18 protein-coding genes and 1 pseudogene are annotated in these 18654 nt (G+C 37.5%); 13 read left to right on the forward strand and 6 right to left on the reverse strand.

What is annotated here, in order from left to right; all coding sequences use genetic code 11:
* Positions 1 to 497, forward strand: a pseudogene (locus H6F62_RS11620) (hypothetical protein); the annotation flags it as partial.
* A gap of 169 nt (positions 498 to 666) precedes the next feature.
* Here the strand turns inward: H6F62_RS11620 and lepB are convergent.
* The 3 genes from lepB to H6F62_RS11640 form a co-directional block, all read right to left on the reverse strand.
* Positions 667 to 1239 carry a signal peptidase I gene (lepB, locus tag H6F62_RS11625; RefSeq protein WP_137906842.1) on the reverse strand — a complete coding sequence of 191 codons (573 nt, stop codon included), beginning with the start codon at positions 1237 to 1239 and terminating at the stop codon, positions 667 to 669.
* Positions 1240 to 1302: 63 nt separating this feature from the next.
* On the reverse strand, positions 1303 to 1812 hold the full coding sequence (gene grpE, locus H6F62_RS11630; protein ID WP_137906843.1) for a nucleotide exchange factor GrpE: 510 nt from the start codon (positions 1810 to 1812) through the stop codon (positions 1303 to 1305).
* A 462-nt stretch (positions 1813 to 2274) separates the two neighbouring features.
* Positions 2275 to 2841, reverse strand: coding sequence for a thioredoxin family protein (locus tag H6F62_RS11640; protein WP_137906845.1), 567 nt, complete (start codon positions 2839 to 2841; stop codon positions 2275 to 2277).
* Between the two features lie 60 nt (positions 2842 to 2901).
* On the opposite strand from H6F62_RS11640, the gene H6F62_RS11645 reads away from it, so the two are divergent.
* From H6F62_RS11645 to H6F62_RS11680, 8 genes are all read left to right on the forward strand, one after another.
* Positions 2902 to 3306, forward strand: a complete 405-nt coding sequence (locus tag H6F62_RS11645) for an NIL domain-containing protein (RefSeq protein ID WP_137906846.1) — start codon at positions 2902 to 2904, stop codon at positions 3304 to 3306.
* A 141-nt stretch (positions 3307 to 3447) separates the two neighbouring features.
* On the forward strand, positions 3448 to 4428 hold the full coding sequence (locus H6F62_RS11650; RefSeq protein ID WP_190372125.1) for a CHAD domain-containing protein: 981 nt from the start codon (positions 3448 to 3450) through the stop codon (positions 4426 to 4428).
* A gap of 326 nt (positions 4429 to 4754) precedes the next feature.
* Positions 4755 to 6014, forward strand: a complete 1260-nt coding sequence (locus tag H6F62_RS11655; protein ID WP_137906848.1) for a VWA domain-containing protein — start codon at positions 4755 to 4757, stop codon at positions 6012 to 6014.
* Entirely contained in the window at positions 6011 to 7291 is a 1281-nt protein-coding gene (locus tag H6F62_RS11660) for a VWA domain-containing protein (protein ID WP_190372126.1), read from the forward strand. Before H6F62_RS11655 ends, H6F62_RS11660 begins: the two co-directional genes overlap by 4 nt.
* A 172-nt stretch (positions 7292 to 7463) precedes the next feature.
* Positions 7464 to 7730, forward strand: coding sequence for a hypothetical protein (locus H6F62_RS11665; RefSeq protein WP_162501169.1), 267 nt, complete (start codon positions 7464 to 7466; stop codon positions 7728 to 7730).
* A 492-nt stretch (positions 7731 to 8222) separates the two neighbouring features.
* Entirely contained in the window at positions 8223 to 9659 is a 1437-nt protein-coding gene (locus H6F62_RS11670; protein WP_137906851.1) for a TldD/PmbA family protein, read from the forward strand.
* A gap of 192 nt (positions 9660 to 9851) precedes the next feature.
* Positions 9852 to 10592 carry a Uma2 family endonuclease gene (locus H6F62_RS11675; protein ID WP_190372127.1) on the forward strand — a complete coding sequence of 247 codons (741 nt, stop codon included), beginning with the start codon at positions 9852 to 9854 and terminating at the stop codon, positions 10590 to 10592.
* 3 nt (positions 10593 to 10595) lie between these two features.
* The gene (locus tag H6F62_RS11680; protein ID WP_137906853.1) at positions 10596 to 11945 is read left to right on the forward strand and encodes a TldD/PmbA family protein; all 1350 of its coding nucleotides are present in this window, start codon (positions 10596 to 10598) and stop codon (positions 11943 to 11945) included.
* An 87-nt stretch (positions 11946 to 12032) separates the two neighbouring features.
* On the opposite strand, the gene H6F62_RS11685 is transcribed toward H6F62_RS11680, so the two are convergent.
* Positions 12033 to 12266, reverse strand: coding sequence for a hypothetical protein (locus H6F62_RS11685; RefSeq protein ID WP_137906854.1), 234 nt, complete (start codon positions 12264 to 12266; stop codon positions 12033 to 12035).
* A 161-nt stretch (positions 12267 to 12427) separates the two neighbouring features.
* On the opposite strand from H6F62_RS11685, the gene H6F62_RS11690 reads away from it, so the two are divergent.
* Together H6F62_RS11690 and H6F62_RS11695 are read left to right on the forward strand one after the other, a co-directional pair.
* Complete coding sequence (locus tag H6F62_RS11690; protein WP_190372128.1) at positions 12428 to 14455, forward strand: flavin-dependent dehydrogenase; 2028 nt, start codon at positions 12428 to 12430, stop codon at positions 14453 to 14455.
* 123 nt (positions 14456 to 14578) lie between these two features.
* Positions 14579 to 15184, forward strand: a complete 606-nt coding sequence (locus H6F62_RS11695; RefSeq protein ID WP_137906856.1) for a TIGR02466 family protein — start codon at positions 14579 to 14581, stop codon at positions 15182 to 15184.
* 68 nt (positions 15185 to 15252) lie between these two features.
* Here the strand turns inward: H6F62_RS11695 and rsmI are convergent, their stop codons facing one another.
* Positions 15253 to 16107, reverse strand: coding sequence for a 16S rRNA (cytidine(1402)-2'-O)-methyltransferase (rsmI, locus tag H6F62_RS11700; protein WP_137906857.1), 855 nt, complete (start codon positions 16105 to 16107; stop codon positions 15253 to 15255).
* Between the two features lie 177 nt (positions 16108 to 16284).
* The gene (locus H6F62_RS11705) at positions 16285 to 16728 is read right to left on the reverse strand and encodes a DUF29 domain-containing protein (RefSeq protein ID WP_137906858.1); all 444 of its coding nucleotides are present in this window, start codon (positions 16726 to 16728) and stop codon (positions 16285 to 16287) included.
* A gap of 53 nt (positions 16729 to 16781) precedes the next feature.
* On the opposite strand from H6F62_RS11705, the gene H6F62_RS11710 reads away from it, so the two are divergent.
* Together H6F62_RS11710 and H6F62_RS11715 are read left to right on the forward strand one after the other, a co-directional pair.
* A complete protein-coding gene (locus H6F62_RS11710) occupies positions 16782 to 17663 on the forward strand; it encodes a sugar kinase (RefSeq protein WP_190372129.1) in 882 nt (293 codons plus the stop codon).
* 71 nt (positions 17664 to 17734) lie between these two features.
* Positions 17735 to 18604 carry an inositol monophosphatase family protein gene (locus H6F62_RS11715; RefSeq protein ID WP_137906860.1) on the forward strand — a complete coding sequence of 290 codons (870 nt, stop codon included), beginning with the start codon at positions 17735 to 17737 and terminating at the stop codon, positions 18602 to 18604.
* Positions 18605 to 18654 lie beyond the last annotated feature (50 nt).

Genomic DNA, 18654 nt, shown 5'->3' on the forward strand with positions numbered 1-18654 from the left:
TGGAAAACTGGTCATCCTCAGTACGTTCTTTGAAGTTGTTTGGTTCTTTAGTAGTAGCGTTTTCTTTGATACAATCAAAACAACTATTGGGGACAGAACAACAAAAATATGAATTATGCAATTTATATGGTAATAATCCTTTAAAAATTCAAATAGCTGTTAATGCTATCATCAAATTATTTAATGGTGATATTAACAAATATCTAGCACAGAATACCCTATTAGTCAGTTATCATCTTCACAGGTTGCTAGAACAACAGTTAAATTGTCTCTGGGATATAGAAAAGCAAATCATCTATTATTTGGCAACTAATTCGCAATTAACAACAATTACTGATTTAGCAAATATATTACCTCATATTTCTAGATCCCATTTTTGGCAAGCAATAGAAAGGCTACATTCACGCTCTTTAATTCAGGAAAAAGCAGGTAAATATACTTTGTCACCTGTAGTTATGGAGTACGTTATGGAACAATTTAAGCCAAAACCTGTATGAGAATTGGTGAATAAAAAATGAAGCTAAAAAATGAACCTATAGTAAGTTTGAGATTAAATGACCAGACAAAACGCGTCTGCGTGGGTTGTTTCATGAAATCCACGCAGTAGCAAATTCAAATTATATTGTCTAAACGGGACTTAACTTCCAGAGGGGTGTGGAAGCCAAACTAGAGTACGCCAATGCGGTCAAGAGGCCAGAAGCGAAATGTAGCCCGGCCAATGAGATTTTCACTAGGGACAAAACCCCAGTAGCGAGAATCATTACTATCATTACGGTTATCTCCCATAACGAAAAATGCACCTTCTGGGACTTGAATTTCTGGAAATGGAAGATTTGGTGGTTCAGCGATGTAGTCTTCTATTAAAGGTTGACCGTTGAGGTAAACTAGTCCTTGGGAGATGCTAATTACTGTTCCTGGTTCACCAATTACCCGTTTAATAAAGGCTTGGCTTTGAGGATACCCCCGTTTTTGTAATTCTGGTGGTGAGTTAAAAACGACGATATCACCGATTTTGGGAGGATGAAAATGGTATGATACTTTTTCTACTACCAAGCGATCGCCTGTATGTAAAGTTGGATACATTGATGCGGAAGGAATCAAGCGTGGTTCAGCGATAAAAGTCCGAATCAAGAGTGCTAAACTCAGGGCAATAGTTATTAAAACTAAATTTTCTGGCCAACCACTCCACATTTTTGATGGTGAAGAAGTGTCTTTTATATTACTTTCGTCAGGAGTCATAGTTAATAGTTAACAGTGTAAGTGGGAGTATAAGGGAATTTCAGGGAACAGAAGCGATTTTATTTACCCATTACCTTGTGCCTCATGACCATGATCTGATTTAGCGGTAATGACTTCTGCGGGACGGAGGACTTTTTCACCCCAATAAAATCCGCGACGGACGATTTTAGTAATTGTTTGGTCTGGGATATCTGTTCTTTCCTCCCGGTCAATAACGCGACATAAGTTAAAATCTGGCTCTGTTTCTGCCTGTAATTCTATAGGTAAAAGTTGGCGTTTTCTTAATATACTGAGAAATTTGCGATTGACTGCACTTATAGAGTTGGGTAGACGGGCTATAAATTCTGAACTTTGGTGGGGATTGTTCTCCAGATAGTATAATAGGGCTTCTAAGGCATCGGCAACTTCTAAAAGTTCTAAGAATAGATCTTCTGTTTGGGCTGTGGTTTGGGTTTGCTGTTCTTTTAAAGACTTTTGTAAGGAAACATTGTCTTTTTCAAGAGTGCTGAGTTTTTGTACGAGTAAATCTCGTAACTCTAGGCTAATTAGATACTTTGGGGATGAGTCAGACACGGGAAATCTCTTTAGATACCATACTTAATACTTTATCGGCTTCAAGACTAAACACTGTAGCAACTCATGATCAAAAAAAGATAGCTATGATATTGACAAGATTAGGTTAATAGTGTTTAATTTTTGCATAGGTAGGGCAAGCAAGATGCCCACAGGTAGGGCAGGCAAGATGCCCACAGGTAGGGCAAGCAAGATGCCCACAGGTAGGGCAAGCAAGATGCCCACAGGTAGGGCAAGCAAGATGCCCACAGGTAGGGCAAGCAAGATGCCCACAGGTAGGGCAAGCAAGATGCCCACAGGTAGGGCAAGCAAGATGCCCACAGGTAGGGCAAGCAAGATGCCCACAGGTAGGGCAAGCAAGATGCCCACAGGTAGGGCAGGCAAGATGCCCACAGGTAGGGCAGGCAAGATGCCCACCCCACAAGATTTGATCATCTTTTCTGCTCTTACCCGCTACAAACCTTAATTTACAACTTGGCTACCGTGACTACGAGGATCATCTTGATTAGTGTCTGTTGCGACTGGGGCGGAAAATTGGGAAGTTGTGCCATGACCTTGAATGTGGGGAAGGGTAGCGCCGATAATTAAGGCTTCTAAATTACTGGCCATTATAGTGCGGGGAATATCACCAATGGTTTCGGCTATGGTTTCCCCTTGTTTATCCAAAAATACAAAGTGGGGAATTCCATCTACGCGATATTTGAGCATTTCTGGCAACCATTTGGTATTATCAACATTCAACATCACAAAATTCAGGTTTTTGTCATACTGTTGTCTGAGTTTGGCTATGTCCGGTGTCATTTTTTGACAAACTGTACACCAATCAGCGTAAAATTCCACAAGAGAGGGTTTTCCATTGTTGACGGCTACTTCTAAGGGAATAGAAGTTTGATCTAATTCTGCCAGGGAAACTGAGGTAGAATCCGTCTTAAGTCCCAAAAACAGCGCAATTCCCAGCAGGGTAGCTACAATGACAATTAGGAAGTTTCTGAGGCGGTTACTAGAATTTAGAGGGGCTTCGGTACTCATAATCAATTTATTAAGACTTATTAATTCAATTCATCATCTAGTTTACTGTTTTCCCAGCTAATGAAAAAAAGAGTTACTCTGACTTTTCCTAAACGCGCAATTCAAATGCCAGTTACTTACCGACTAGCAAAGGATTTTAATGTGGCTGCGAATATTATCCGCGCCCAAGTTGCGCCTAATCAAATCGGTAAATTGGTGGTAGAATTATTGGGGGATATTGATCAGTTAGATGCAGCAATTGAATGGATGAGATCCCAAAATATTCATGTTTCCCTGGGTTTAGGTGAAATTGTCATTGATGAGGATATATGCGTTCACTGTGGTTTATGTACCGGTGTTTGTCCGACGGAAGCTCTTGCTATTAATCCAGAAACGTATAAACTCGCTTTTGTGCGATCGCGTTGTATTGTTTGTGAACAATGTATTCCTACTTGTCCGGTACAGGCTATTTCAACTAATATTTAAAAATATTTAAATATTTTTAAATATTATGATATAGCAATTGTATTTGATTTCACGAACCGCTCCAGAGACAGAGATCACAGAGGTATAAACAAACTGATTTTTATTTGAATGAAATTACTCTATTGCTAATTGTTTTTATTTATGAAAAACTCCACAGAAACATTAATCAAAAGTCTCGCGGAAACTGCACACCAAGCCATTGAAAAGCATTTTGAAAAAACTATAAAATGGGAAAAAGCAGTTAAAAAAGACGAAGATCCAGAAGCAGTACATCAAATGCGGGTGGGAATGCGACGGTTAAGAACTGCTGTGAGTAGATTTGAAAAATATTTAATTTTACCAAAATCAGTTAGTGATAAAAATATTGGTAAATTTGCCCGGATTTTAGGTGGTCTTAGAGATTTAGATGTCCTTGAAGAAATTTTGGAAAAAAAGTACCAACCCCATTTAGTTGCTAAAGAACGGGAATTTCTTAAAACAGCTTTTACGGAATTGGATAAACAGCGAGAAATTGCATTCTCTCATGTTCAGAAAACATTTAAAGATGAACATTATAAATCCTTTAAAAATGAATGTGAATCTTGGTTAAAAAATCCCAGTTATCAAGGTTTTTCATCTGTACCAATTTATTATATATTACCAGATTTACTCTCACCAGAAGTTAGTCAATTCTGCTTACACCCTGGATGGTTAATTGGGACTAAAATTATTGAATCAGAAGTAATACAAACAAAATGGACACCAATTCAATTAGAAGAACATTTAAAAACAGAAGGTGAAACTCTTCATAGTTTGCGGAAACAAGCTAAAGGTCTCCGCTACCAAATGGAGTTATTTACTGAATTATATGGTGAGTCTTTTGCTGCTGATGTTGATGATGTTAAAAATATCCAAGAAATCTTGGGCATGATTCAAGATAATATGGTTTTACATGAGTGGTTAGAGAATATCTTCAAATCAGAACTTGATAAGGAATTACCAGGGTTAAAGACGCTATTAGCCGCCAATCGTCATCAATTATGGCAAGAATGGCAACCACTACAACAGCGCTATTTGCAAGCAGATACTAGATATAATTTACATTTGGTGGTATTACAACCTATTTTGACAGATATTAAATAACCAGAAAAATATTAAAATATTAAAAATATTAATTTATAATATGTCTAAATAATGTCAGTTCCTTGGGAAAAATCTCGGAAATCCCTCTCGTAAGGGGTACAGGATGTCCAAGATTGAAGGATTTACAGGATTAAAACAGAAAATGACTCACCAATTACCCATTACCCATTACCCATTACCCATTACCCATTTGACAACTGACAACTGACAACTGACCACCTAAATATCTAAAATATCTAATTAACTTGTTTTCCGTAGTCGGGAAGATACCTGATGAAGTTATCTATAAAATTGTGTATGTGTAGACTAGATAGGAAATTGAAATTATGAAAGTTAATTTGCAACTGGCTCTGAATGATGGTGCTGTAGACGCAAATCAAATCAGCACTCAACGTCAATTAGCAATTTCTATTTCTGCCAGTGGTGAAACTATAGATCGGGCTGTACCATTGAATTTATGCCTAATTCTCGATCATAGCGGTTCAATGGGGGGAAAATCTCTGGAAACTGTGAAAACTGCGGCCTGTTTGTTGGTAGATCGTTTGAGTCCTGAAGATCGGCTCAGTGTTGTTGTTTTTGACCATCGGGCTAAGGTTTTAGTTCCCAATCAGTTAATTAAAGATCCAGAATCGATCAAAAGGCAAATTAAGCAACTCAGCGCCGAAGGGGGAACTTCTATTGATGAGGGTTTGCGTTTGGGAATTGAGGAATTGGCTAAAGGTAAACAAGATACAGTTTCTCAAGCATTTTTACTCACTGATGGGGAAAATGAACATGGTGATAATGAACGCTGTTTGAAATTTGCCCAATTAGCCGCCAGTTATAATTTAACCCTGAATACATTAGGATTTGGTGACAATTGGAATGATAAGGTTTTAGAGAAAATTGCTGATGCGGGCATGGGTACGTTGTCTTATATTCAACAACCAGATCAGGCATTAACTGAGTTTGGGAGATTGTTCAATCGGATGCAAACAGTAGGATTGACTAACGCTTATCTGTTAATATCACTGATGCCAAATGTGCGGTTAGCAGAACTAAAACCTATTGCCCAAGTGTCTCCAGATACCATTGATTTACCAATACAAAGAGAAAGTGATGGCCGATTGGGGGTGAGATTAGGTGATTTAATGACAGACGTGGAAAGGGTGGTTTTGGTTAATATTTATGTGGGACAGTTGCCAGAAGGTAAGCAAGCGATCGCTAATATTCAAGTTCGCTACGATAACCCCGCCCACAATAACCCCATCGGGCTATACTCCCCTAATGTACCAATTTACGCTCATGTCACCAGGGACTACCAACCAGCACTAAATCCCCAGGTAAAACAGTGGATTTTAGCTTTAGCCAAATATCGTCAAACCCAGTTAGCCGAAACGAAATTACAGCAAGGTGATCGGGCTGGTGCTGCGACGATGTTACAAACGGCGGCAAAAACTGCTTTGCAAATGGGTGATAATAATGGTGCAACGGTTTTGCAAGTTTCAGCTACACGCTTGCAAGCCGGGGAAGAGTTATCAGAAAGCGATCGCAAAAAAACCAGAATTGTCTCAAAAACTGTTTTGCAAGATGCTTCCCCTCAATGAAAGTTAAACTAATATCGGCTTTAAATGATACTAACGTTGATGCTGCCCAAGTAAGTAATCAACGTCAACTCTCAATTTCTATTTCCGCGATTCCGGCTGGGTTTGAACAAACTTTGCCCTTAAATCTGTGCTTGATTCTCGATCAAAGTGGTTCTATGTCTGGTGAACCCATGAATACGGTGATGCAAGCCGTGGAACAATTATTGGATCAATTAAAGCCAGGCGATCGCATTTCAGTTATCGCTTTTGCTGGCACTGCGAGGGTCATTATCCCCAATCAAATCGTTAGCGATAGGAATAGTATCAAAACCCAGCTAAAAGCCAAATTAAAGGCGGCTGGCGGTACGGTCATTGCTGAAGGTTTGTCTTTGGGGATCACAGAACTACTTAAAGGCACAAAAGGCGCTGTTTCCCAAGCTTTCTTACTGACAGATGGCCATGGGGATAAGGGGCTACAAATCTGGAAATGGCAAATTGGACCCAATGACAATAAACGTTGTTTACAACTAGCCAAAAAGGCCGCTAAACTAAATCTCACAATTAACACTCTGGGTTTTGGTGATGACTGGAATCAAAATTTACTGGAGAAAATCGCTGATGCGGGCGGTGGTACTCTAGCTTATATCGAGAATCCTGAACAAGCTGTGACTCAATTTGCCAGGTTGTTTCGTCGGGTGCAGTTGGTAGGGTTAACAAATGCCCATTTACTGCTATCTTTCGTTCCCGGTGTGCGGTTAGCAGAACTTAAACCCATAGCCCAAGTTGCCCCGGATACTATTGAGTTACCACTAGAAACCGATGCTAATGGAACTTTAGTGTTACGGTTGGGGGATTTAATGAAAGATGTGGAACGAGTGGTTTTAGCGAATATTTATCTGGGACAATTCCCAGAAGGGAAACAGGTCATTGGCCATATCCAAATTCGCTATGATGACCCATCTTTGAATAAACAGGGTTTACTTTCGCCATTAGCGCCAATATATGCTAATTTCACCAGGTCTTACGAACCCGCTCTCAATTCTCAGGTATTACAGTCAATTTTGCTCTTAGCTAAATATCGTCAAACTCAATTGGCCGAGGCAAAATTGGCACTAGGCGACGCAAAAGGTGCAGCTACAATGTTACAAACTGCTGCTAATACCGCTTTACAAATCGGTGATAGCACTGCGGTAACGGTGTTACAGTCCTCTGCTACTCGCTTACAAGTTGGTGGAGAACTTTCAAAAAGCGATCGGAAAAAGACGAGAATCGCATCAAAGACAGTTTTGAAAGAATAGTCTAGGGGTAGGCTCAAAAGCCTGCCCTTAAGAATGTAAAAAATCAAGGGTTTTGATGCTAGTCTAAATATAGATTAATTTCAAAGATCAAAAATATCAACTTTAATGAAAATGAAGAGTTTCAAAATTCCACAACAATATCAATTCGGTATTACATTAATTATAAAAATTGATGAACCTTTATATTTCTAAATTTTACACAATAGAAAACATTCTTGGTGTCAACAGATTTTTGCAAAATCATTCAAATTTGATAGATGTTATTCTAGAAGCATATCCACAGATAAGAAAGTATTTCCCAACTGAGAAATTAAGATTAAAGTTGTATATTGATCCTGAATCTTCAGAATGGGAATATCTTATTGTTTCTATCTGCGTGAGTCCAGAATCTGTAGATGAAGCTTTAAATAAACAAAATGAATTTGATGGAAATTGGTGACTCAATGCTTCATTAGGAGTTGCTGTAAACCTCTCTATAGATTTGGAGTTTGAATGAAATTCGACTGGTCAAGTTATTTAGAGGTTGCAAAAACTTTATATCATGAAGCAATAAGTACCTCAAATCAGGCAAAAAAGGCTTTGAAGTGTGCAGAAAGAATAAATAGATTATTAGAGAAAATTAAGAAGTAATAAAGTATAAAGTGGTAACAGGGCTTTAGCCCTAATTTTGTTTGTGTAGCCTCTCGAAGAGAGTCATGACCACGGTATAGGAAATTGTACAATTTACGTCCGTGCTGTATAATGACAAAAAGTCAAGATAATAATTTTTTGTTTTGTGTCATTTTACTAGTGTAATTTAAGTAGGTCAACACAATAAAACGAAACTGTGTCAAGGAAAGTAAAATCACTGAAAACTTCTTCACCCTTGCCTATTACCTAGTGCTATAACAACAATTTTTAACGTTAACCTACTTAACTTTTAATTGCAATTATGTGGACCGAATTAACAAAAGCGATCGCTAATTTGAATATACCAGCCGATTGGGTAGGAATTAGAGCCGTTAAAACAACTTCTACACACAATTATGTGCGTGATGGTTTACCCCAAAGCAACGGTAAATCATTGAATATGGGAGCAATGATAGAAGTGATGGTTGATGGCTGTTTAGGTTATGCTGCTACTAATTCCTTAAATATTTCTAGTTTACAAAATGCTGCCCAAATTGCCTATAAACAAGCATTAGCAGCTAGGAAATGGTGGATATATCCTATTAGTGAAAATATCCGTCCTCAAGTAGTTGGTGAATATCAATCACCATATTTAGAACCATTTAATGCTATTAGTCCTGGAGAGATCAATGACTTACTAATTAGGATTTGTCAGGGACTAAAAATTAACGATAAAATCGTGCAAACAACAGCCAGAGTTAGTACACATCAAAAAGAAACTTGGTTTATCAGTAGTAACGGGTCAGAAGTATATCAAAAAATTCTCACATTGGGGAATCATTTTAGCACCATAGCCAAAGATGGAAAAATCGTCCAACAACGCACTAACAATGGACAAGAAGCAAACTATTATCAAGGAGGTTGGGAACTCTTTCAAGAAGATAACTTATGGCATCAAGTCCAAAAGGTTGGTGAACAGGCATTAGAATTATTAACAGCCGCAGAATGTCCAAATACCCGGACTAATTTAGTTTTAGCACCAGATCAAATGATGCTACAAATTCATGAAAGTATCGGACATCCTTTAGAACTTGACCGGATTTTAGGAGATGAACGCAACTATGCTGGAGGTAGCTTTGTTACCAAAGATGATTTTGGTAAATTAGAATATGGTTCACCTTTGATGAATATTACCTTTGATCCTACAGTAACAGGTGAATTTGCCAGTTATGGTTTTGATGATACTGGTGCAATAGCCACCAAAGAATATATCATTAAAAAAGGGATTTTACAAAGAGGTTTAGGCAGTTTAGAAAGTCAAACCAGAGCAGATTTACCAGGTGTTGCTTGTGCGCGAGCTTGTTCCTGGAATCGTCCCCCTATAGACAGAATGGCTAACTTGAATTTAGAACCAGGAAACGCCACATTTGAGGAAATTATCGCCGGTATAGAACATGGTATTTACATGGAATCTAACCGTTCTTGGTCAATAGATGATCAACGTTATAAATTTCAATTTGGTTGCGAATATGCGAAATTAATTGAAAATGGTAAATTGACAAAAACCCTACGTAATCCTAACTATCGCGCCACTACTCCAGAATTTTGGCATAGTTTAATTCAAGTTGGAGATAGTAGCAATTGGCAAATTTATGGAGCGCCTCATTGCGGTAAAGGAGAACCAAATCAAATGATTTTTGTAGGTCATGGTTCACCAGTTTGTGCATTTGCCAATGTGGAAGTTTTTGGTGGTGGTTAATGAATTATGTTTCGCGCAATGGTGCAAAGTTTAAGTAGGTTGGGCTAAGTGATAGCGCAACCCAACTACATGATTGATCATGTTTGGTTTCCTTGCGTCAACCTAACTACATAATTCAAGATAATTCAAGGAAATGTATTGATCTTTAATTAATGCTACAATAAACAAGTAGCTACTTGATGCCATATCAATATGATCATTGCTCAAGAATTAGAAGTTCAACAAGACATCTCCGCAGATGTAACATTTCCGCCTAGTGATTTAGACAGTGATGAACCGACAGTGGAAACAGAACTACATTTACGACAAATAATTTTACTTTTCAAATGTTTAGAATGGTTATGGAAAGATAGAACAGATTTTTATGCTGCGGGAAATTTGACTATTTACTATAGTCCTAACCAAAAAAAATCCCAATTTTTCCGAGATCCTGATTTTTTTGTTGTCCTAGAAACTGAACGCAAAACTCGTAAAAGTTGGGTAGTTTGGGAAGAAGATGGTAAATATCCTAATTTCATTTTAGAAATTCTTGCACCCAGTACAGCCAATACTGATAAGGAATATAAAAAAGAAATTTATCAAAATACTTTCCGCACCCCAGATTATTTTTGGTTTGACCCTTATACATTAGAATTTGCAGGTTTTTATTTAACTGGAAAATATCAGCCTTTAGAAGCAAATGAGAAAGGACATTTATGGAGTGAGCAGTTAGGTTTATATTTAGGAATTAACCAAGGATTGTTAAGGTATTTTACTCCAGCAGGAGAGTTAGTACCTACACCAGAAGAAACCGCCCAAGAGGAAACTAAAAAAACAGCAATACAATTGCAAAGAGCAGAAATAGAAGCCCAAAGAGCAGAATGGGAAGCTAGAAGAGCCGAACGTTTAGCAGCAAAATTGCGAGAATTAAATATTGACCCAGAGACAATTTAAAAAATGAACATCCAAGAATTATCAACTTTAGAAAAAACCTTTAATCAACTTCTGGAAATTCTATTGATTAAAAAAGCAGAGCATGAACATTTTACCATCAGACTTAGCAGCGAAGGCAGTCAATTTACTCGGTTTAATTCTGCGAAAGTTAGACAGACAGGCTATGTTCATGATGGTTCGATTCAACTAACATTAATGGCCAATCAACGTAGTAGTTTTCGTCAGTTTCCCTGGACAAATAATTGGGAAATAGATTGGGAATTAGCTGATACAGCTTTACAAGAATTACGCGATGAATTACCATTATTACCAATTGACCCTTATTTGGTTCTACCATCAGGAAATAATACCAGTCAAGAGGTTAATATTGGTAAATTATTAACTCCAGAAATATTAGTTCCCAGTATTTTGGAAACTGTGAGTAATTTAGATTTTACTGGTATGTATGCTGGGGGAATTGTCATCAGAGGTTATGGTGATTCTAATGGACAAAAACACTGGTTTGCGACTGATTTATTTAATTTAGATTATTCTCTATTTATGGCATCAGGACAAGCTGTAAAGGGAACTTTTGCTGGAATTGAATGGAATGAAGCTGCTTATTTAGCTAAAATAAATGATGGGAAAAAGCAATTAGAAATCCTATCTCGTCCAGTTAAAGAATTACCAAAAGGACAATACAAAACCTATTTTGCTCCCGCTGCGGTGGCCGATTTATTGGGTATGCTTTCCTGGGGCGCTATTAGTGAAGCTGATATTCAACAAGGTAATAGTGCTTTAGCTGCTTTATCCCGTCAAGAAAAACAACTTTCTCAAAAGTTTACTTTAAAAGAAAATTTTAAAAGTGGTTTAGTTCCTCGGTTTAATAATTTGGGAGAAATGGCTGCACCAGAATTAACTTTAATTGAAAAAGGTATTTTAATTAATAGTTTAGTTAATTCTCGCACTGCGAAGGAATACAACAAACGAGCTAATGGTGCGAATATTTCAGAAACTTTACGTTCTCCAGAAATCAGCCCCGGTAATTTGAGTTTTGAGCAGATTTTACCCAGTTTAGATACAGGATTATATGTTTCTAATTTACATTATTTGAATTGGAGCGATCGCCCATCTGGTAGAATTACAGGTATGACTCGTTATGCTTGCTTTTGGGTAGAAAATGGGGAAATTATTGCCCCCATTGCTAATCTCCGCTTTGATGAAAGTCTCTATTGTTTTTGGGGACTAGAAAATTTAGTTGATTTCACCAACTTCCAAGAATTTATTCCTGAAGTCGGAACTTACGAAAATCGGCAATTAGGAGGTAGTTTAGTTCCGGGTATGTTAGTGGAAAGTTTCACTTATACCTTATAGTTTATGATAAGGGTTCTAAACCCACTTTGGTGGGTTTTGTATGTGTAGATACGGTTTCTAACCGCTGATTTAATTGCATTCATCCTCTTAGGGAAAATTATCCCATGCTTGGGCAACCAACTTACTTAACCAACGTCTTTGTTGTTGATCTAACATCTGGTCATCTTCCAACACCTGAGCGGTTAATTGGTCTAAAGACTGACCCTGAGAACGAACAACTTTAACTACACCAGCGATTACCGCAGCTACTAATTCTTCATCAACTGGCTGTTTTCTCAGTGCAGAAATTTCTTGGGGACTGTCTGGGATAGGATAATTCATGGCTGATGTTTACAAAATTTACAATATGAACAATAAACTTGATTAATCATTAAAATTCTTCATGGAATCTTTATGAAACTAATTAGGGCAGAGTTTAACCTAGTTTCTGCCTTTTTTAACTCTGTCTAGGTGAGTAGATTTACGAGGAATACGAGGACAATATGCAAGAACTTCTTTATTTAGAAATTCCTACCCCTGATACAATATCCGTACTTCAGTGGCTACAAAAGGATTTTATTCTAGAACATGGGGAAAAATTCATCACCCCAAACGGCTTTCGTGGAAAAATACCGACTCAAAATACCGCTGCTAGAGACGTAGAACTGTCTGTATTTGTTTGGTCGGTGCAGCGGACAACTTATTTGAAAGTATTCCGTTGGGGAGAACAACCTTTTCCCGGTGAGAGACCCATTCTCAAACATCTAACCGAGGAAATTAGAAGCCGCTTTCCCAACTGCTATCCAGAACCACCTGTGATTGATGCCCAAAAGTCAATTTTTCCACAGCTAGAACCATATTATCCCCTAACTGTCAAATATTTCCAAAAAATGACTAATGGGGAATATCACCTCCAGCGGGTTTACTGGTGGGAGCAACAGTGGAGAGAAGGGGTGAAAAATCCTCAAAAGCCCCGTCAAGTCGTATTTTATCAGGGGAATAGCCAGAAAAAAGAGAAAATCAGTCCTGAATATGACATCATTTACATTGGTGGGGCTTTGGGGTCAATTCATGCAGCAGTCATGGCTAAATTGGGCTATAAGGTGCTGTTAGTGGAACGATTACCCTTTGGCAGAATGAACCGAGAATGGAATATTTCCCGTGATGAAATCCAAAGTTTAATCAATTTGGGTTTATTAACAAATGCTGAACTAGAAACAATTATTTCTAGAGAGTATCAAGACGGGTTTAATAAGTTTTTTGATGCTAATAACCCCTCTAAGTTAAAAGCACCTGTCCTCCACACGCCCACCGTTCTAAATATAGCTTTAGATTCAGAGAAGTTATTGGCATTATGTGGAGAAAAACTTAAAGCTGCTGGTGGCGATATTTCCGACGAAACTGAGTTTTTGCGAGTTGATATTAGTGTTACACAAGTGAGTATTAATGTCAAGCATTTGCCCACCGGCAATCAAAAGCAAGTCACTGGACGTTTATTGATAGATGCCATGGGAACTGCTTCACCCATTGCTTGGCAATTAAATGGTGGTAGAGCCTTTGATAGTGTGTGTCCCACCGTGGGAGCAGTAATTGAAAAAGGCTTTGAACCTGGAGTGTGGGATTCTGAATATGGGGATGTTCTTTATAGTCATGGGGACATTTCTCGGGGAAGACAATTAATTTGGGAGTTGTTTCCTGGAGTTGGGGAAGAATTAACAATTTATCTATTTCACTATCATGAAGTAAATGCCAAAAATCCCGGTTCTTTGTTGGAAATGTATGAGGACTTTTTTACAATTTTGCCAGAATATCGGCGTTGTGATTTAGATAAATTAGTTTGGAAAAAACCGACCTTTGGCTATATACCAGGACATTTTAGTATAAGTGGTAGCGATCGCAAAATTGCTGTAGATAGATTAATTGCTATTGGTGATGCTGCTTCTCTTCAATCTCCTTTAGTGTTTACTGGTTTTGGTTCTTTAGTCCGTAATTTAGAACGGTTAACCACCCTATTAAATACCGCTCTCAAGCATGATTTATTGAGTTCTCATTACTTAAATAAAATTCGTGCTTATCAAAGTAATGTGGCTGTAATGTGGTTATTTTCTAAGGGAATGATGGTTCCCACTGGTAAATTTATCCCTCCCCAACTGATAAATTCCATGTTGAATACTTTCTTTGGATTATTAGTAGATGAAACCCCAGAAGTGACAGATAATTTCATTAAAGACCGCTGTGATTGGTTTACCTTTAACCGTCTAGCATTGAAAGCAGCGAGCAAAAATCCACCATTGCTATTGTGGATTTGGCAACTAGCAGGTTGGCAAGATTTATTACGTTGGGTTGGCAATTATTTCAACTTTGCCCGTCATGCTTTAATTAGTGTTATTTTGGGAGCATGGTTACCACAGTTTTTAAAATGGAGTCAGTCTTGGTTAGAAACTCGTTTTCCTGGATTATGGTTGCAACTGTTAGTCATTAACTATGCAATTTCCACAGGTAGACCACGATTACCACCAGCATTGCGCTAGTTTTAGCTATTATCAGCTATTATCAAATAATTGGGGATTTTGGAGTCTTCGCACTCCTAAAATCCTTAGTTCCATGATACTTATCTTCTATATAAGTAAAAAAATAAGTTAAAAATCAAAATTATGTCTGGTTGTAGAAATGATTGGTTTCCCACATCTATTTGGCACTTTCCAGTAGAAAATCATCAACAATTAAATCCCATCTTATTACAAACTATCTATACGGAAGAACAGCAAGATAGTAAAGGTGAGCAATGGTCAAATATGTTAGGATGGCATAGTGTAGATAATTTACACCAACGAGAATCATTTCACAACTTCACACAAATTATCAATAAAAATGTTTTAGAAGTTGCCACATTTCTACAATGGGATTTAGAAAAATTCAGCCTCAAAATTACAACTTGTTGGGGAATTATTAATCGTAAATTTGCTGCTAATTCTGTACATAATCACCCTAATTCCATTTTAAGTGGGGTTTACTATTTGCAAGCTCCTGAAAATTGTGGCGGCATATTTTTTTGCGATCCTCGACCAGGATCACAGATGATCATACCACCATCTGTAGAGTTTAACTTATGGACTCTACCGAGAATAACCTACAAAGCCTGTGTAGGGACAATGTTAATATTTCCCAGTTGGCTTTTACATGGTGTAGAAATGAATATGAGCAACGAAGATCGAGTTTGTATTAGTTTTAATATTGGCATTGTACCTATCAGAAAATAAAACGCTCAATTCAGGTCTTCTAAAATTTAGCCCAATTATGGGCTGATTACAGATTTACAAATTCATTTTTACAAATTCATTTCAATTGTCAAAGCTAGTTGATAGAGATAGCGACGAGGTAAACCTGTATCCTTGGCTATCTCTCGACTAGCTTGAGAACGAGAAATACCTTGTTTGAGCATTGATAATAACTCATTTTTTAATTCGGCTTCTGTGAGTTGAGGTTTATTAGATGGAGTTCCTGCTACTAAAAGAGTATATTCCCCTTGGGGTTCTTTTTCTTGATAATTAGCAATTCCTTCTCCAATAGTTCCTCGCCAAAATTCTTCATATAATTTAGTCAGTTCTCGTGCTATAACTGCATAGCGATCGCTGCCTAAAATCTCTCCCAAATCTGCTAAAGTATCTCGTAGTCTGTGGGGTGATTCATAAAAAACCAAAGTTCGAGATTCTCCTTTTAAAGATGTTAAATATTCCTTTCGTCTTTGACTTTTAGCCGGCAAAAACCCATCAAAAATAAATCTATCAGTTGGTAATCCAGCCGCACTTAAAGCCGTAATTACAGCACTTGCACCGGGAATAGGGACAACATTTATATTCTTATCAATACAGGCCTTAATTAACTCATATCCGGGGTCAGAAATTCCTGGCATTCCTGCATCACTTACTAATGCGATCGCTTTTCCATATTGCAAATACTCTAGTAATTCAGGAATGCGACTATTACTATTATGTTCATAATAACTGATTTGGGGAGTTCTGACTTGAAAATGTTGCAATAATTTTCCTGTATGTCTTGTATCTTCTGCTGCAATCATATCTACTGCTTGCAAAATTCGCACCGCCCTAAAAGTCATATCTTCTAAGTTGCCAATGGGTGTAGCCACAATATAAAGTGTTCCTGGTTTTGGTTCAGTTTGCATATTAATTTTACACTAATTCAAGAGATTAAGGAATTTCTAGGTTGATTAATTTTATTTACCTTACCAAATAATAAAACCTCAATAGAGAATTAACCGCAGATGAAAGCAGATGAACGCAGCTAAGGCTGTAATTTGGTGGAGTAGTAAATGGTATAGTACATCTTTAACTATACATTTTTAACTATACATGATATCGTCGGGTAAAAATTCAGATGTAAAAATTTCCGTTAAGCTATAAGGACAACTTTCAGGAAATGAAGACAGTCCGGTTTCTCGTTCTGCACTAATCATAGCCAGTTGGTAGATTTTTTCTAAAGAATCAGCTAAAAAAGATTTAAGACTAGGATTTTCTGCCAAAAGTTTTTCTAAACGTAACCGTTGTTCCTTAATAGTTAATTGCCAACTGCGAGAACGCAAGTTAGATTGAAACTGCCATTTAAGTAAGTGCATAAGTAGTAGTTCTAATCTACTTTCTAATTCTCGTTTTTCCGAACGTCCCATATCTTCAATTTCTTCAGCAATATTACGAAAATCAATTTGATTAAATTGTCCGTTTCTTAATAGTTGTGCTTGTTCTTGAGTCCAAGCATAAAAATCATGATCATGGCTAGTTAAATTCATAAATTCTCCTATAATTTACTTATAATTTACTTAATAACTTCAGAAGTTGACCAATGACCAATTCAGGTTTATTTGTCGGTTTAATTACCTTAGATCTAATTTATTTCGCGGACTCTCCTCCCCAAAATAATCAAAAGTTAGTCGCTACTGATTATACTGTAGCAGCCGGAGGACCTGCAACAAACGCCGCTGTCACTTTCAGTCATTTAGGCAACCAAGCCACAGTATTAGGTGTATTGGGTTCTCACGAGATCACACAGCTAATTTCTAGGGATTTAGAAAATTGCCAAGTTGCCATTATTGACTTAGAATCTCACAAGGATACACCACCACCCGTATCTTCTATTATTGTCACCCAAGGTACAGGTGAAAGAGCGGTAATTTCCATTAATGCCATGAAAACTCAAGCAAATATTAACTCTATCCCAGCCAGTATTTTAGACAATTTAGACAATTTAGAAAATATTGATATTGTTCTAATTGACGGGCATCAAATGGACATTGGTAAAATTATCGCCCAAAATGCTAAAATCCAGAATATTCCCATTGTCATTGATGGTGGTAGTTGGAAACCAAGATTTGCAGAAATATTACCATTTGTGGATTATGCTATTTGTTCTGCTAATTTTTATCCTCCTCACTGCCAAAATCAACAAGATGTTTTTAACTATTTACAAAAATTTAACATTCCCCATATTGCCATTACTCAAGGAGAAAACCCCATACAGTACTTAACTAATGGTGTCCGGGATTCAGTAAATGTACCAAAAATTCAGCCAGTAGATACACTAGGGGCAGGAGATATTTTTCATGGTGCTTTCTGTCACTATATCCTAGAAAATAGTTTTGTCCAAGCATTAGAACTAGCTGCTAATACTGCTGCTAAAGCTTGTCAATATTTTGGTACAAGGAATTGGCTAAATGCAAATATTTAATGTTGAATTAAAAACCCTATTTGTGTATTTTTGTTGTTTAATTGTGTAATCACACTCAAATTTATCCCCAAATGAAAGACCTATCAGAAATATTAACAATTACCCGAGAAGTAGGCTGGGGTGCCGCTAGTCTACTTAGTTCTTATTATCATGGTACTGGTGAAAAAGCCAATTTAGATGTCAAATATAAGGATAATGAACCCGTCACAGTTGCAGACTTGGCTGTAAGTGAATATATCTTGTCACAGTTACAAACCGCTTTAGGTCATGAAGACTTTGGTTATATCAGCGAAGAAACTTATAAATCACAACAGGGAAAAAATCCCTCTGAGTGGGTATGGATTATTGACCCTTTAGATGGGACAAAGGACTTTATTAACAAAACTGGAGAATATGCAATTCATATTGCCTTAGTCCAAGGAACACAGACAATGTTAGCTGTGGTAGCAGTTCCAGAAACACAAAAGTTGTATTATGCCACTAGAGGTGGTGGGACTTTTATCGAAACTGCCGGCGGTTCTGTACCCGTGCGAGTTGACACAACCAAAAATATTCAAGATTTAATTTTAGTTGTTAGTCGTTCCCATCGCCACAATAGGTTAGAATATCTGTTACAGCATCTACCCTGTCAACATCAAAAGGCAATTGGTAGCGTCGGTTGCAAAATTGCGGCGATAGTTGAACAGCAAGCAGATGTTTACATTTCCCTTTCCGGTAAGTCCGCACCCAAAGACTGGGATATGGCTGCCCCCGAACTAATTCTCACGGAAGCAGGTGGCAAGTTCACCCATTTTGACTGCACGCCATTAAAATATAATACCGGCGACATTCATCAATGGGGAGAGTTACTGGCCAGTAATTATCAAAATCATGAGGTACTGTGTCAAGAAGCACAAATCATTCTCGCGCGGTTTACTTCAACCTCAGGCAGTGTTAATTAACAATGCTAGGGATTTTGTTGGGAAATTTTGCCCATTTTGGGTTAATATTC

It is taken from the genome of Anabaena sp. FACHB-1391 (genome assembly GCF_014696755.1).
Classification (GTDB): domain Bacteria; phylum Cyanobacteriota; class Cyanobacteriia; order Cyanobacteriales; family Nostocaceae; genus Dolichospermum; species Dolichospermum planctonicum.